Source organism: Pseudoalteromonas sp. TB51 (assembly GCF_000498055.1).
Classification (GTDB): domain Bacteria; phylum Pseudomonadota; class Gammaproteobacteria; order Enterobacterales; family Alteromonadaceae; genus Pseudoalteromonas; species Pseudoalteromonas atlantica.
Genome location: NZ_AUTO01000152.1, coordinates 22,297 through 37,477, shown reverse-complemented (window position 1 = coordinate 37,477; position 15,181 = coordinate 22,297). Strand labels below are relative to the sequence as shown.

Below are 15,181 nucleotides of genomic sequence, written 5' to 3'. Positions count from 1 at the left end.
TGTATTGAAACCCAAGGTGTGTTTAAAACGCTTTATGTAGACAGAGCTGGTATATTCGGCGGGCCAAAGCGTTGCAACTTCTCTCAAATGCAACGCGCCTGTGAAGAATTAGGTATTGAAATAATTTTTGCTAATTCACCACAAGGTAAGGGGCGTGTTGAGCGTGCGTTTGATACCTTCCAAGACCGACTTGTGCCGGAGCTTAGGTTAAATAATATCAATGATATTGCTGGGGCTAATGCTTACCTTAAACATGTCTTTATTCCTCAATACTGGCAAACTAAAATACAAGTGAAATCGAAACAACGTTCTGAGTTCACACCATTATCAAAACACACCAACCTAGACGATATCTGTGTCATCAAAGATCACCGTAAAATACGTAATGATCATACCTTCAGCTATGACAACAAATTTTACTTGATTGATTCACCGCTCAAATACTCGATTGCCAATCAAAAAATAGAAATTAGAAAAACGAGCAAGAAAGAGTTTACTGCTCACTTCGCTGGACGACAGCTTAAAATATCAGAGGTAAACGAACCAAGTAAACTTGCATCAGAAGACTTGGCTGTACAGAAAAAGCTTGAAGTATTAGCGCTAATTGAGGAGCTTGGAAGTGTCAGTGCAGCCTCACGTCAAAGTGGCGTATCGCGAGATACTATTCACCGTCACTTAAAGCTGGTTAAGCAAGGAGGGGCTGATGCTTTAAAACGTCAAGAGACTCCAAACCTGCGACATAAAAATTGTGTAGATCAAGCGATAGAAGATGCGGTTGTGCAATTCTCAATTGAGCATCCACATCTTGGTCAACAGAAAGTCGCAATGAAGCTGACTGAGTCACTTGGTGTTGATATTAGTGCAGGTGGTGTGCGCAGCATGTGGCTTAGAAATAACTTGAACACTACCGCACTGAGAGTTGAAAGATCGCAAGTGTTACAAGAAACCGCACAAACTGTAGCCAGTTAAATAACTGGCTGGTATGCTATTTACGTCAAAGTCGCTCGGTAATTAGACCGACATAATCCCTTGGTAATCACACTAACTCAACACCATTGGTATGAGTGAAATTTAGCTATATTCGCTAAAAGCGCCTGTTCTGCTTGTTAATTTAAGATTTTATTTTTAATTTTAGATGGAGCAGGCAATGACCCGCACTGTAATTTTTAAAGCTTTATTACTGAGCGCCACCTTATTTGGTGCTGTATTTAATAGTGATGCTATAGCAAAAGCATCAACCCTTAATTTAACGGATGCCATAAACCTAGCGCTCAATAACGAGCCGTGGCTGAGCGCCAGTGAGCAAAAGCAAGCCGCCGCCACAGCGCAAAGTATTGCTGCAGGTACTCTACCAGACCCCGTATTAAGCATAGGTTTGCAAAGTGTACCCGTAGATGGCTTTGCGTTTGATCAAGAAAACATGACGCAGTTAAAAGTGGGTATAAGCCAAAGCTTTAGCCGTGGTAATAGCCTAGCACTTAGCCAACAAGTAATAAAAGAAGAAGCACTTGAGCAGCCGTGGCTTAGGGCCCAGCGAAAGGCGCAAGTAAAAGCTAGGGTAATGGAGCTGTGGTTAAATGCCTACAGAGCACAGCAAAGTATTGCGTTAATTGAACAAGATAAAGCATTGTTTAGCCAGTTAATTGAAGTTACCGAAGCCAGTTACTCCAGTAGTTTAGGTAAAACCCGTCAGCAAGATATTATTCGCTCACAATTGGAGCTCACACGCCTTGAAGATAAACTGATTATATTAGCGCAGCAGCTAGATGCCGCTAAACAAGGTTTAGCCCAGTGGTTACCACAGAGCATATTACGCCAACCATTAAGCCTAACTTTTACAGCGCCAGCCCCGCTTACCCAATTTAATAGCTTAGACTTTGATGAACTCATTAAGTTACTTATGGCGCATCCCTCTATGGTGGCTATAGATCAACGTATAGCCGCTAAACGCACACAAGTGAGCCTTGCTAAACAAAGTTATAAGCCACAACTTGGCGTAAATATGGGTTATGGCTACCGTGCTGATAACCAAGCTGGTGAGTCGCGTGCTGATTTGCTTTCGGTGGGGGTGAGTATTGACTTACCTTTATTTACCGACAACAGGCAAGATCAGCTAGTTAATGCGGCTATTGCTAATGCAGAGGCCATTAAAACCGACAAACGCGTGGCGCTACAAAGCTTAAAAGGACAGTACTTTAAAGAGGTTAGTCAACTTGAGCGAATTGAGCAGCGCAATACGCTTTATCAAAACACGTTATTACCGCAAATGTCGCAACAAGCTCAGGCTACTTTAAACGCGTATACCCGTGACGATGGCGACTTTTCTGATGTTATGCGCGCGCGTATTAGTGAGCTAAACGCCAAAATAGATGCCCTTAATATTCAAATAGACAAACACATAATTATTGCTCGCTTAAATTATTACGCAGCCAGTTTAGACTCGCTAGTAATGGCTGAGTTACAAGGATAAAACAATGAAAACTAACTTAAAATACCTTGTAGCGCTGCTTATTGGTGCCGCGTTAATGTTTATTGCTAATCGCTGGTTGATTGATGACACTGAGCACTTAGCCACAACCGCTGATAATAAAAAAACGAAGCCGCTGTATTGGGTTGCGCCAATGGACAGTAATTATAGGCGCGATGAACCAGGGCTATCACCAATGGGGATGGAGCTGGTGCCTGTATACGCAAACGCTGAAAACGACAGCCCAGGTACTATAAAGATATCACCTGAAGTGGTTAATAACTTAGGCGTTAAAACCAGTAAAGTGCAACTGAAAACACTGCAAAGTGATATTCAAACAATCGGTTATGTGCAATACAATCAAGATCAGTTAACCCATATTCACCCCCGCGTAGAAGGGTGGATAGAAACCCTATTTGTAAAAGCGCAAGGGGAGCCCGTTAGTGCCGGTGAGCCTCTTTACACACTTTACTCTCCTCAGCTTGTGAACGCACAAGAAGAATTTTTACTCGCAGTAAATAGAAAAAATAGCGTATTGATTCGTGCTGCTAAAGCGCGTTTAGAGTCGCTAAATGTGTCTGATGGCTTTATTAAGCGCTTAGAAAAAAATAAAAAAGTGATGCAAAACATTACATTTTACTCGCGCCAAAGTGGCGTGCTTGATGAGCTTAATATACGTGAAGGTTTTTATGTTAAGCCTGGCACCTCAATGATGAGTATCGCTAAATTAGATCAAGTATGGGTAGAGGCAGAAGTATTTGAGCGCCAAGCAGCTTTAGTGAGCAAAGGGCTTCCCGTTTCAATGACCCTTGATTACATTCAGGGTAAGCAGTGGCAGGGCGTAGTAGATTACATTTATCCAGCGCTGAATGCTCAAAATCGCACTTTACGTGTAAGGCTGCGTTTTGAAAATACCGCAGGGCTACTTAAGCCTAATATGTTTGCCCAAGTAAGTATTCACACACACAGTGACTCACCGCAATTAGTTATACCTAAGCAAGCGCTTATTCGTACAGGCGCACAAAACCGAGTAGTACTTGCCCTAGGCGATGGGCGTTTTAAATCGGTGGCGGTAAAAGTAGGGCAAATTAGCCAACATGAGGTGGCTATTTTATCGGGCATTACCAAAGAAGACCGTGTTGTGACTGCTGCGCAGTTTTTAATAGACTCTGAGTCGAGTAAAGACTCGGACTTTAAGCGTATGAGCGCACCAGAAATACCCGCCAAGAGCGACATGCCTAACATGGAAATGGACAAGGCTGAAGCGGTTCAAACAGCCACAGTAATGGGAACCATAAATAATATAAACGCAGCGCAGCGGGTTATTAATATTAGTAGAGAGGCTATCGCTAAATGGAACAGAGGTCCTGCTACTATGGACTTTATACTTGCTAAAGAGCTTGATATTAGTGCGCTTTCACCTGATCAGCAGGTTCATTTTACATTTAGCATTATTGAGGGTGAATTTGTAATAAGCAAAATTGCTGAGCACCCTACTGACAAAGGTGCAGCTCATCATTCAATGCATGGGGAGTCATTATGATAGCTGCTGTTATTCGCTGGTCGGTTGTTAATCGTTTTCTCGTCTTGTTACTGAGTATTATTGTATTTGGCGCGGGTATTTACAGTGTAAAACAGACACCCGTTGATGCGCTTCCGGATTTATCGGACGTACAGGTAATTGTTAAAACCAGCTACCCAGGCCAAGCACCCCAAGTAGTGCAAGACCAAGTTACCTTCCCGCTCACCACAGCAATGCTGTCTGTGCCTGGCGCTAAAACGGTGCGCGGTTTTTCGTTTTTTGGCGACTCGTATGTGTATATTATTTTTGATGAAAATACCGATATTTACTGGGCCCGAAGCCGCGTACAAGAGTATTTAAGTCAGGTAGAAAGCCGCTTGCCGGCAAGTGCAAAGGCACAACTTGGGCCCGATGCCACAGGAGTGGGTTGGGTTTATTTATATGCGTTAGTCGATAAAACAAATCAGCTCAATATTAGCCAGCTTCGTAGCTTGCAAGACTGGTTTTTAAAATTTGAACTCCAAAGCGTTGAAGGTGTATCTGAGGTAGCCGCTGTAGGTGGCATGATAAAGCAGTACCAAGTGGTTGTAGACCCCGTTAAGTTGCGTGCTTATGGCCTTCCTCTTAGTTTGATACAAACTGCAATTAGCCAAGGTAATCAAGAAACTGGCGCCTCAGTAATCGAAATGGCTGAAGCCGAATACATGGTAACCAGCACAGGTTATATTAAAAGTGTCGCCGACTTAGAAGCCATTCCATTAGGAATTAACGCCCAAGGAAGTGCATTACAATTACGAGATGTAGCAAATGTACGCTTAGGTCCTCAAATGCGACGAGGCATTGCAGAGCTAAATGGCGAAGGCGAGGTTGCGGGTGGCATTGTGGTGATGCGTTATGGCGAAAACGCCCAAGAAACGATTTCTCGGGTAAAAGCAAAACTTGAGTCTTTAAAACAAGGGTTACCCGAAGGGGTTGAAATAATTCCGGTTTACGACCGCTCCACGTTAATAAAAAGCGCGGTCGATAACCTAAGTAGTAAATTGTTTGAAGAGCTCATTATTGTAGCCTTAGTGTGCGTGGTATTTTTATTTCATGTGCGCTCATCGCTGGTGGCTATTATTACCTTGCCTATGGGTATATTAATGGCTTTTATTGTGATGTATTGGCAAGGTGTAAACGCTAATATTATGTCGTTAGGCGGGATTGCTATTGCTATTGGCGCTATGACAGATGGTGCTATCGTAATGATAGAAAACATGCATAAACACATGGAAAAAACGCCACTGACCAAGCAAAACCGCTGGCAAATAGTGACTAAATCGGCCACCGAGGTAGGTCCTGCATTATTTTTTAGCTTGCTCATTATTACTGTAAGTTTTATGCCTGTATTTATTTTAGAGGCGCAAGAAGGGCGCATGTTTGCCCCGCTTGCTTATACAAAAACGTATGCGATGGCAGCCTCTGCCGGCTTAGCTATAACCTTAGTACCGGTGTTAATGGGCTACTTTATTCGGGGTAAGGTCATTTCTGAGCACAAAAATCCTGTTAATAGAGCTTTGGTTGCAGGGTATAAACCGCTGTTAGCCACCGTACTTAAATTTCCAAAAAGTACGTTATTTATTGCATTTATAGTGACGGTTATAGGCTTTTATCCGGTAAACAAAATAGGCAGTGAGTTTATTCCTTTGCTAGATGAAGGCGACTTAATGTATATGCCTACAACTTACCCTGGGCTCTCTATTGGCGAAGCGCGAAAAATTTTACAGCAAACAGACAAGCTCATAGCCTCTGTGCCTGAAGTAAAAACTGTATTTGGTAAAATAGGGCGCGCCGATACCGCAACCGACCCCGCACCGCTGACAATGATTGAAACCTTTATTCAGTTTAAGCCCAAATCACAGTGGCGAGAGGGCATGACGAAGCAAAAAATTAAAGCCGAGCTGGAAAGCTTAGTTACATTACCGGGCCTTACAAATGCGTGGGTTATGCCAATAAAAACGCGAATTGATATGCTTGCCACCGGTATTAAAACGCCCGTAGGTATTAAAATTGCGGGCCCAAGCTTGTTAGAAATTCAAAATATTGGGCAGCAAATTGAGCAATTGTTAAAAGATGTGCCCGGCACTGCCTCAGTGTATTCAGAGCGTGTAGCCACAGGGCGTTATATTAAAGTGGATATAAACCGCGAAAAAGCAGCACGGTATAATCTAAATATAGCCGACATACAACAGGTTGTGGCCACTGCAATTGGCGGCTCAAACGTGACTGAAACAATTGAAGGGCAACAGCGTTACCCGGTAAATTTACGCTACCCGCAGAGCTTTCGTGCTTCGCCTGAAGATTTAAAATTATTACCTATTATTACACCATCAGGCCAACATATTGCACTTGGTGATGTTGCTAAAGTATTTATTGAAGATGGCCCTACCGGCATTAAAAGCGAAAATGCGCGTTTAAATGGGTGGAGCTTAATTGATATCAAAGGCAGTGATATTGGCAGCTATGTAGCACAAGCTCAGCAAGTACTTGGCGATAACCTACAATTACCCGCTGGTTATTCAATTGCTTGGGCAGGGCAGTACGAATACATGCAACGCGCAAAAGCAAAGCTTACTTATGTGATCCCGCTTACACTCGCGATTATTGTAATACTGCTATACCTTAATTTTAAATGCCTAAGCGAAGTACTTATTATTATTGCCACCCTTCCTTTGGCTATGGTGGGCGGCATTTGGCTAATGTACTTTGAAGCGTTTAACTTTTCGGTGGCAGTGGGTGTAGGGTTTATTGCATTGGCCGGTGTTGCCGTAGAAATAGGCGTCATAATGCTTGTATATTTAAACCAAGCTTATACAGAGCAGCGCCAGCAGTGCGAGCAAACTGGAACTGCATTTAACTTACAAGCGTTACAACACGCTATTATGCAAGGTGCAGGGCTAAGAGTGCGCCCCGTAATGATGACGGTAGCTACCATTATTGCTGGCTTATTACCCGTTTTATACGGCTCCGGNACCGGTAGCGAAGTGATGAGCAGAATAGCTGCGCCGATGGTAGGCGGGATGCTAAGCGCAATTATACTTACGTTATTGGTTATACCTTCGGTGTATTTACTGTGGAAAAAGCAGCATATTAGTCAATAGGTGTTGTTCTTTGTGAGTTAATACTTGCTGAATGTAGGGGCGGTTAAATCGCGGCGTACGGTTTGTACCCTTGTGAGCTTGATAGCTGCCCCTATTTCAGCAGGCTCTAATAGCACACTGTGGGCAATACCTGTTTTATTGCCCTATAAAAATTACCCGTATTTTGTAACTTGTACCAAATAACCCGCCTAGCTCCTGTTTTTTTGTTTTTAATGCATTGTTTTTAATTGAGTTTATGTTGGCATGATTTACGCAACCTATACCTTATACAGTCAACTTAGTAAGGAATGCACATGCAAGTTAAAACAATTAAAGAAGTGTACGATTGGACCGTTTTATTTCACACACAAATGGCGGCAAATTTTTACAGCGTTAAGGAGTTACTTGATGAACGTAACGCGATGCTAGTGGACTATTATTTAGATTATGAAAAAAAGTTAGCTGAAGACTTAGTTGGCTTTAAAGCAATTACAGAGATCAACACCTTAGATACTTACAGCTACGAATACTTTGCAGACAACCCCGAGTTAATTACGTTTAACGATATTAGCAAAGACCAAGAATTTGATGAAAAGGTTATTCAAAACTACCTCTCTGAGCAGCACAAAAAAGTAATCGAACTTTACGAGTACTTATTAGAGCGCGCTGAGACAGAAAACGGTAAAGAAAAGCTCGAGCAAATTTTAGAGCTTGAAAAGCAAGGCGTTAAGCAAATGATGCAAAGCTCAAACCGACATATGGATATGTAAACCTGATAAAATAACTCGGCTTTTATCTTTATAGGTAAAGCTTCAAACGCCCTTGGGTTTACCCGAGGGCGCTTTATTATGTGTGCTTTACATGGGGCGTAAGTAAAGCAGCAAGCTCACTTTAAAAAGCGCGTGTCGCAATTACATTACTTTAGAACAAACAATGTCACGGGCTTTTAATAGCCTTATAAAATTAAACGCACTCAAACTGAATCCCTGCTTTTTTAAGATAGAGCTGCTCTTGCTCTAGGTCAGCTTGTAGCAATGTATGCTCTTGTAAATAGCTGTTACTAAACTTAATAAATAACCCTAAGTTGCTTGCGCTTATTTCCATATCCGGCTTTAAGCTCACTTGGCGCTTTTGATTAAATAAAATGGCCAAGCGTAAAATAACAATCAGTTTAAGCACGTGCTTTTGAGAAATAGTTAAAAACTCAGGCAGCTCAGTCAGTTTAATTTTTTTACGATAAAAGCGTATAAGTGAGCTTAAAATAAGTTGCTCTTGCTGCGTAAAACCGGGTAATTGACTATTCGCCACTATATAAGCGCTGTGTTTGTTAATCCCCGATGAGTTAATTGATAAACCAATTTCGTGTAATTTTGCTGCCCAAGTTAACAAAGCAATATCGTCGTTATTATCTAAATGCCATACATTTTTTAACTGTTTATAGAGCCAAATAGCCGTATCAGCAACACGCGCTGCATGCGCTTTATCAGCGGTGTAGCGCTCACTTAAATTATTAATGGTGTTTGAGCGAATATCTTTATCGGCCAGCTTTTGCTGCATTTCGTGCAGCAACCCTTCGCGCAACGAAAAATCGCTGTAGGTCAGCTCTTTAATGGCAAACTCTGTAAATATCGCAATTAAAATTGCTAAACCACCACATATGCTTTGTTGGCGCTCGGGTGTAAGCCCTGCAATAGCTAAGTTATCAATATGTTTAGCACTAATAAATTGCTGTTTTAACGCGAGTAAATCGTCGTAAGTGATGTTAGGTTGTTGCGGATTTGTGGCGCTTATCATCGCTAAAATTGACTTTATAGTGCCCGACGTGCCAATTACTGTTTGCCAATTTTCGCTTACATAATTAGAAAAAATGGCTTCAAGCTCTTGCTCGGCTCTTATTTGCGCTTTGTTAAAGCGTTTGGCCGTTATTTTTCCATCGCTAAAAAACTGCTTTGTAAAGCTAACGCAGCCCATATTACGGCTAGATAAAANCCGCCAATATCGATCACTAAACGGTTTTCTTCATTATGAACATAATGCGCAACGCCCTGATAAATAAGGCGCGCTTCTTCTTGACCTGCAATTACATCAATATGAAAAGGAAACACAGCGCTAGCTTGGGCTAAAAAGGCGTTAATATTTTTAGCGCGCCTAAAAGTGTAAGTGGCAGCTACCTTTACATTACTTGCGGGGAACTCATGTAAGGTTTTTGCAAATTGCTTTAGTACCACAAGGGCGCGGTCTATTGCAGCTTGGCTTAAGCGAAATTTATCATCTAGCCCATCGGCTAAATAAACGCGTTGTTTTTCTTTGTGCAAAATTTGCAAAGTGCCGTTTACTTCTCGGGCAACCACTAAATGAAAGCTGTTGGAGCCTAAATCAACTGCGGCTATTGAAGGGTGATCATTCATTATAATAAGTGTGTTCCCATTTTTTTAGATAATCGTAAATTGCTATCTGAGAGCGAATTTTTTTACGGTTACCCCTTCTTACATAAGCGTTTTTTTGCTCGCTATCAATAATGCGTGCTTTGGTACGGTCTTTAAATTGTAGCTCTAATATATCAACTATAAGGCGTTTTAACTTAACATCCAAAATAGGAACACCTACTTCAACACGATGATCTAGGTTACGTGTCATCCAATCAGCAGAAGATATAAATACTTTTTCATCGCCATTGTTACCAAATACCATTACGCGAGGATGCTCTAAAAAGCGATCAACAATACTAATTACCTTAATATTATCGCTAAGTTTAGGCACGCCAGGGATGAGCGAGCACATGCCACGTACAATAATTCTAATTTTAACGCCGATTTGACCAGCTAGGTAAAGCCTGTCTACCAGCTCTTTATCGACGAGGTTATTTATTTTTACCGTTATTTTGCCTGGTTTGTTGTTTTTAACATGGTCAATTTCGTTATTGATTAAATTAAGCAGCGTTTCACGGGCATTAATTGGCGAAAGCATTAAGTAGTCAAATTTGAACGGTTTATAACTGCTTTCTATAAATCTAAATACGCTGTCGCTTTCTTCACAAATACCAGTGTGGCGAGTAAATAGGCTAAAGTCAGTGTAAATTTTGGCTGTTTTTTCATGGAAATTGCCTGTGCCAATATGAGCATATTTTACTATTTGGCCTTTTTCTTTACGGTGTACCACACATAATTTACTGTGCACTTTTAGTGCGGGTATACCAAAAATCACTTTAATACCTGCACTGCTTAGCACTTTTGCCCATTCAATATTATTTTGCTCGTCAAAACGTGCTTTTAACTCAACCATAACGGTCACTAATTTACCGTTTTGAGCGGCATTAATTAACGATGAAATCAGCCTAGATTTGCTCGCTACGCGATAAATATTAACCTTTATTTGCGTAACCTTAGGGTCGAAGGCCGCTTGGCGCACATATTCAAGCACATGATTAAAAGTATGATAGGGGTAATACAGTAAAATATCTTGCTCGCTAATAGCGTCAAATACACTGGCATGTTTATTAAACGCACTACTTTGCAATGCTGGGAGGGGTTTGTTTTCTAAATATTGGCGCCCTACATTAGGAAACGATATAAAGTCTCTAAAATTACGATAACGCCCCCCAGGAATTAACGCATCATGATGCGTGACACCGAGGCGCTTTTTCATCACTTTTAGCATGTTTTCAGGCATGGCTTGATCGTAAACCAATCTTACCGGCTCAGCATAAATACGTTGTTTTAACCCTTTGGACATTTTATCAAGTAAGCCAGCCTCTAGCTCGTCGTCTAGGTTGTACTCTGCATCGCGAGTTAATTTTATTGCATAACCGGCAATGCTTTTATAAGAAAAAAAGCTACTAAATACATCGTTCAAAAAGTAAGTGATGACATCATCAAGCATTACAATGGTTTTATGGCGGCGGGTTTTTTCTGGAGGCAGGTTTATAAAGCGATCAACCCTGTCGGTGGGTACCTCAAGCATTGCGTAATAACTTTTTTCATCACTCATTTCTACAAATAAGTAGGTCATGGTGTCGTTTATATAGGTAGAGAAGTCTTTGTTCTCGTTTAGCAAAATAGGAGAGGTATGTTGCAGAACGTGATCATGAAAGTAATTTTTTAACCAGTTTAAATGAAACTCACTGAGCTCATCAGGGCGACTAACATGAATGTTATGATGGTTTAAGTCTGTTAATACCTGCTGATGTATGTGGTTAAATTTTTTACCTAACTGCAGTACCTTTTTTTGTATCTCACTAAGCAGTATTTCGTCTTCTTCAAAATTAGCATCGGGGAGTTTATTTAATAAAATTCGGCGCTTTACATCAGCAACACGTACTCTAAAAAATTCATCTAAATTATTAGAGAAAATACCCAAAAAACGCATGCGCTCAATAATCGGATTATTTTTATCTTTAGCCTCTTGTAGTACACGCTCGTTGAATGACAGCCAGCTTAATTCTTTTGCAAAATATTCAGTTGTTTGAGGGGGCTCTATATGGGCATTCATATCTATTCCGTTATCAGGATATGTTTCAAATTTAATTTGGGGCTGTGCGTGCGCTTATGAGGTTTACAATGTAAAAAGCGATAAAAGTAGTAATAATCAGCCCTTTTTAACTTAAACATACGCCAGTTAGATGACATAAAAATGACTACCATGTCATTTTTATGTCAACGGCGTTTGGGCTATGCCTCTTCAATATCTACAATTAAATCACTGGTAATCGATTCAAGTGCATCAATAACTTCTTCTTTATTCATACCACTGGGTAAGGTAACAGTCGCTACGGCACTAAAAATAGGCACTCCCCAATTTGGCGCACTTTGTTGCCTTGAGTTTAAGTGAGTAATGCTAGCGCCTTTGTGGCGTATTACACTTGCCAGCTCCTGCACAATGCCCGGGCGGTCATTGCCAGTAATGACAAAATTTATTTGTTCTTTGCTACTTGGCTCTACTTCAGTGTTGCCAGTTTCAATCCGTACGTCGAGTTTAGGTAAGGCATTTAATGCGTTTTGCAATGCTTCAAAGTGCTCTTGCGCTACTTCTACCTGAATAATGCCGGCAAAGTGGCCTAGTAAGTGGCTTAAATTACTGCTCAGCCAGTTACCCTTATTTTGCAAGATAACCGATGAAATACTTTCTACTAATCCGGGCCGGTCTTGCCCTAAAATGGTGATCACCAACTGCTTCATAAATAGCTCTCTCTAAGCCTGAAAATGTAAATGCGTAGGCATTAAGTGTTTATAACGTTTCTATCATTGTAGTGGGTAATATAAACCCATAAAAAACTAATTATTTATTATTACTTATTTGTGTCTTTATCGTTGAGTTTTTTTAACTTTAGCGCTGCGGTCTGGTTTCGTTATACATAGATTTAGTATTGTCTGCGTTAAATTGTTTGTCCAATAAAAGCACAAATTAGTTCCTTCAAGAACATAAATACACTCTGAATTTATTAACAATTTTATAGCATTTTTGATAATAAGTGTCATTTATGAACCATAACATTTATTTTTTTAATGCTTTGAGCGCTATGTACTTTATTTAAGCATAAAAGTGTTAACAACTAATGCGCCATAAAAGCATAAATTTAGTCATCTCCAGCAGGGCAGTAAAACGCGTTATTAAATAGCTAAATAGGCACTAATTTAGTGCGTTTATATTAAATATTTCCCCTTTTTTGTATCGATTTATGTTGTGGCATATCAGTGAGTAACAATTTAGCAAGCGCTGTTATTAGAAAAAAGGACTGATTTTAAAGCATTTAGGCGGGTATTTATTACATCTGTAACATTACTGTCATCTTGATGAAATATAATTCGCGCAACGACAGAATTAAAGGGTGTTTTGATGACTTCCAATCCGAATAAGCCGACTTTAAATACGGATCGAAGCCGTCTATTTAAAGACCGGTTTGCAAAGTGGGGTATTTCCGCAGGCGGAGTAATGGTATTAATAGCATTGTTATTAATATTCTTTTACCTTCTTTATGTAGTACAACCAATTTTTGAATCAGCAAAAGTAGAAAAACGTAACAGTTTTAACGTTGCTAATGCTGAACAAATTGTGGGCTTAGGTGTTGAGGAGCAAACTGAGGTTGCTTTTTTACTCTCTCAGCAAGGAAAGGTAGATTTTTATAGTGTGCAAGATGGCAGCTTTGGTAAAAAGCTTAAAACATTAAGCGCCGAGCTACCTAGTGATGCATCAAGCTTTGCAAACAGTGCGCCGTTTCAGGGGCATTATGCGTTTGGTTTAGAAAATGGCTCAGTGGTGCTGGTAGCACCTAAGTTTTTAGTTACTTTTCCTAACAACGAAAGAAAGCTAACGCCACGTTTAGATTATCCACTTGGCAAAATGGCATTAGAAGTTGACGAGCAAGGTGCTGCCATTAAGCGTTTTGCATTTAGTCATTACGAAGATAAAACAGCCGTGGTTGCTTTAACCGAAGACAAACGCGTTTTATTTAGCAGCTTTGTTGCTGAAGAAAACATGTTTACCGGTGAAGTAGAATGGGTAGTTGAGCGCACTGAGCTTAATATTGAAGGCCGTGTTGATGAGCTTTTAATTTCGCCAGACACCACCCGCACATTTGTACGTTCGGCAAATCAAATTTATGTTTACGATACACGCTACCCAAGCGAAGTAGAGCAAATTCAGCTGCTTTCGGCTAACGAAGAAAGTGCTAACTTAGTGTCTGCGCAGCTACTTGCTGGTGCTAACTCACTCATGCTTGCAAACGATAACGGTGAAGTATCGCAGTGGTTTGAAGTAAATACAGACAGCGGCCGTGAGTATCAAAAAATTCGGTCGTTTGAAACAACTAAACAAAGCAAGCTGAACATTTTTACCGAGTTTTATCGTCGAACTTTCTTCACCACGAGCAGCAATGGTGAGCTAGGTGTGTATTACACCACAAGTGAGGCAAAACTTTGGCAAGGTAAAGTAAGTGATGGCGAGATTAAAAACTTTGCTATAGCTCCGCGCTCAAATGCTGCCCTTATTTTAGCCGATAACCAACTAACCGTATTAGAAATTCATAATGAGCACCCAGAGGTTACCTGGTCTGCGCTTTGGCAAGAAGTGTGGTACGAAGGTTACCCTGAGCCTGGTTATATTTGGCAATCTACATCAGCAAGTGATGACTTTGAGTCTAAATTTTCTTTGGTTCCTATTTCGTTTGGTACGTTAAAAGCAGCGCTTTACGCCATGCTATTTGCAGTACCCATTGCGCTTTCTGCCGCTATTTACACCGCTTACTTTATGTCGAGCGAGCTGCGTAAAGTGGTAAAGCCAACGGTAGAAATTATGGAAGCCCTCCCGACTGTAATATTAGGCTTTTTAGCAGGCCTGTGGTTAGCGCCACTTATAGAAGAGCACCTACCTGCTATTGTTGGCTTACTGATTTTATTACCGTTAGGTGTGCTAGCAACAGCACTCGGTTGGACTAAGTTACCAGCGAGTATTCGCCATAAAATCCCTGAAGGGTCGCACTCTATTTTACTTATTCCGGTTGTTCTATTAATTGGTTGGTTCTCGTTCGCGATGAGCGAAACAGTAGAGCTTTGGATGTTTGACGGAAATGTACGTCAGTACCTAACCAACGAGCTGGGTATGACGTTTGACCAACGTAATTCATTAGTGGTGGGTATTGCGATGGGCTTTGCCGTTATTCCTACTATATTCTCGATTGCAGAAGATGCTGTATTTAGTGTTCCTAAACATTTATCAAATGGCTCACTAGCACTTGGTGCTACGCAGTGGCAAACACTAGTACGTGTTGTACTACTTACAGCAAGCCCAGGTATTTTCTCTGCCGTGATGATGGGACTTGGCCGTGCAGTAGGCGAAACCATGATTGTATTAATGGCAACAGGTAATACGCCAATTATGGATTGGAGTATTTTCCAAGGTATGCGTACGCTTGCAGCAAACATTGCAGTAGAAATGCCTGAATCAGAAGTAGGCAGCTCGCACTATAGAATATTATTCTTAGCAGCATTTGTACTATTCATATTCACCTTTATTTTCAACACAGTGGCTGAGTTTGTTCGTCAGCAACTGCGTGAAAAATACAGCTCAATGTAAGTGGAG

At 40.9% G+C, this 15,181-nt stretch carries 8 protein-coding genes and 1 pseudogene; 6 read left to right on the top strand and 3 right to left on the bottom strand.

Annotated elements, in window-relative coordinates:
- The 5 genes from L650_RS0108030 to L650_RS0108010 all read left to right on the top strand — a co-directional run.
- Positions 1-969: helix-turn-helix domain-containing protein (locus tag L650_RS0108030; RefSeq protein WP_164835541.1), on the top strand; the 969-nt coding region annotated here is incomplete at its 5' end.
- A 178-nt stretch (positions 970-1,147) separates the two neighbouring features.
- Positions 1,148-2,470 (top strand): TolC family protein, encoded by a 1,323-nt coding sequence (locus L650_RS0108025; RefSeq protein WP_029772787.1) that lies wholly within the window; start codon positions 1,148-1,150, stop codon positions 2,468-2,470.
- A gap of 4 nt (positions 2,471-2,474) precedes the next feature.
- Complete coding sequence (locus tag L650_RS0108020) at positions 2,475-4,010, top strand: efflux RND transporter periplasmic adaptor subunit (RefSeq protein ID WP_029772786.1); 1,536 nt, start codon at positions 2,475-2,477, stop codon at positions 4,008-4,010.
- The gene (locus L650_RS0108015; RefSeq protein WP_029772785.1) at positions 4,007-7,129 is read left to right on the top strand and encodes an efflux RND transporter permease subunit; all 3,123 of its coding nucleotides are present in this window, start codon (positions 4,007-4,009) and stop codon (positions 7,127-7,129) included. The genes L650_RS0108020 and L650_RS0108015 overlap by 4 nt, the downstream gene beginning before the upstream one ends.
- A gap of 293 nt (positions 7,130-7,422) precedes the next feature.
- Positions 7,423-7,878, top strand: coding sequence for a hypothetical protein (locus L650_RS0108010; RefSeq protein WP_004587628.1), 456 nt, complete (start codon positions 7,423-7,425; stop codon positions 7,876-7,878).
- Between the two features lie 193 nt (positions 7,879-8,071).
- Here the strand turns inward: L650_RS0108010 and L650_RS0108005 are convergent.
- The 3 genes and pseudogenes from L650_RS0108005 to L650_RS0107995 all read right to left on the bottom strand — a co-directional run bounded on the left by L650_RS0108005 (position 8,072) and on the right by L650_RS0107995 (position 12,282).
- Positions 8,072-9,516, bottom strand: a pseudogene (locus L650_RS0108005) (exopolyphosphatase).
- Complete coding sequence (gene ppk1 / locus L650_RS0108000; protein ID WP_004587626.1) at positions 9,509-11,596, bottom strand: polyphosphate kinase 1; 2,088 nt, start codon at positions 11,594-11,596, stop codon at positions 9,509-9,511. The pseudogene L650_RS0108005 and the gene ppk1 overlap by 8 nt, the downstream one beginning before the upstream one ends.
- A 179-nt stretch (positions 11,597-11,775) precedes the next feature.
- Positions 11,776-12,282, bottom strand: coding sequence for a glycine cleavage system protein R (locus L650_RS0107995; RefSeq protein ID WP_024031441.1), 507 nt, complete (start codon positions 12,280-12,282; stop codon positions 11,776-11,778).
- Between the two features lie 658 nt (positions 12,283-12,940).
- Here L650_RS0107995 and L650_RS0107990 point away from each other — a divergent pair.
- Entirely contained in the window at positions 12,941-15,175 is a 2,235-nt protein-coding gene (locus tag L650_RS0107990) for an ABC transporter permease subunit (protein WP_029772783.1), read from the top strand.
- Positions 15,176-15,181 lie beyond the last annotated feature (6 nt).

Excerpts from the sequence above, each read along its gene's own strand:
- L650_RS0107995 (WP_024031441.1), bottom strand. The coding sequence starts at position 12,282 with ATGAAGCAGTTGGTGATCACCATTTTAGGGCAAGACCGGCCCGGATTA.
- ppk1 (WP_004587626.1), bottom strand. The coding sequence starts at position 11,596 with ATGAATGCCCATATAGAGCCCCCTCAAACAACTGAATATTTTGCAAAA.
- L650_RS0107990 (WP_029772783.1), top strand. The coding sequence starts at position 12,941 with ATGACTTCCAATCCGAATAAGCCGACTTTAAATACGGATCGAAGCCGT.
- L650_RS0108020 (WP_029772786.1), top strand. The coding sequence starts at position 2,475 with ATGAAAACTAACTTAAAATACCTTGTAGCGCTGCTTATTGGTGCCGCG.
- L650_RS0108025 (WP_029772787.1), top strand. The coding sequence starts at position 1,148 with ATGACCCGCACTGTAATTTTTAAAGCTTTATTACTGAGCGCCACCTTA.
- L650_RS0108010 (WP_004587628.1), top strand. The coding sequence starts at position 7,423 with ATGCAAGTTAAAACAATTAAAGAAGTGTACGATTGGACCGTTTTATTT.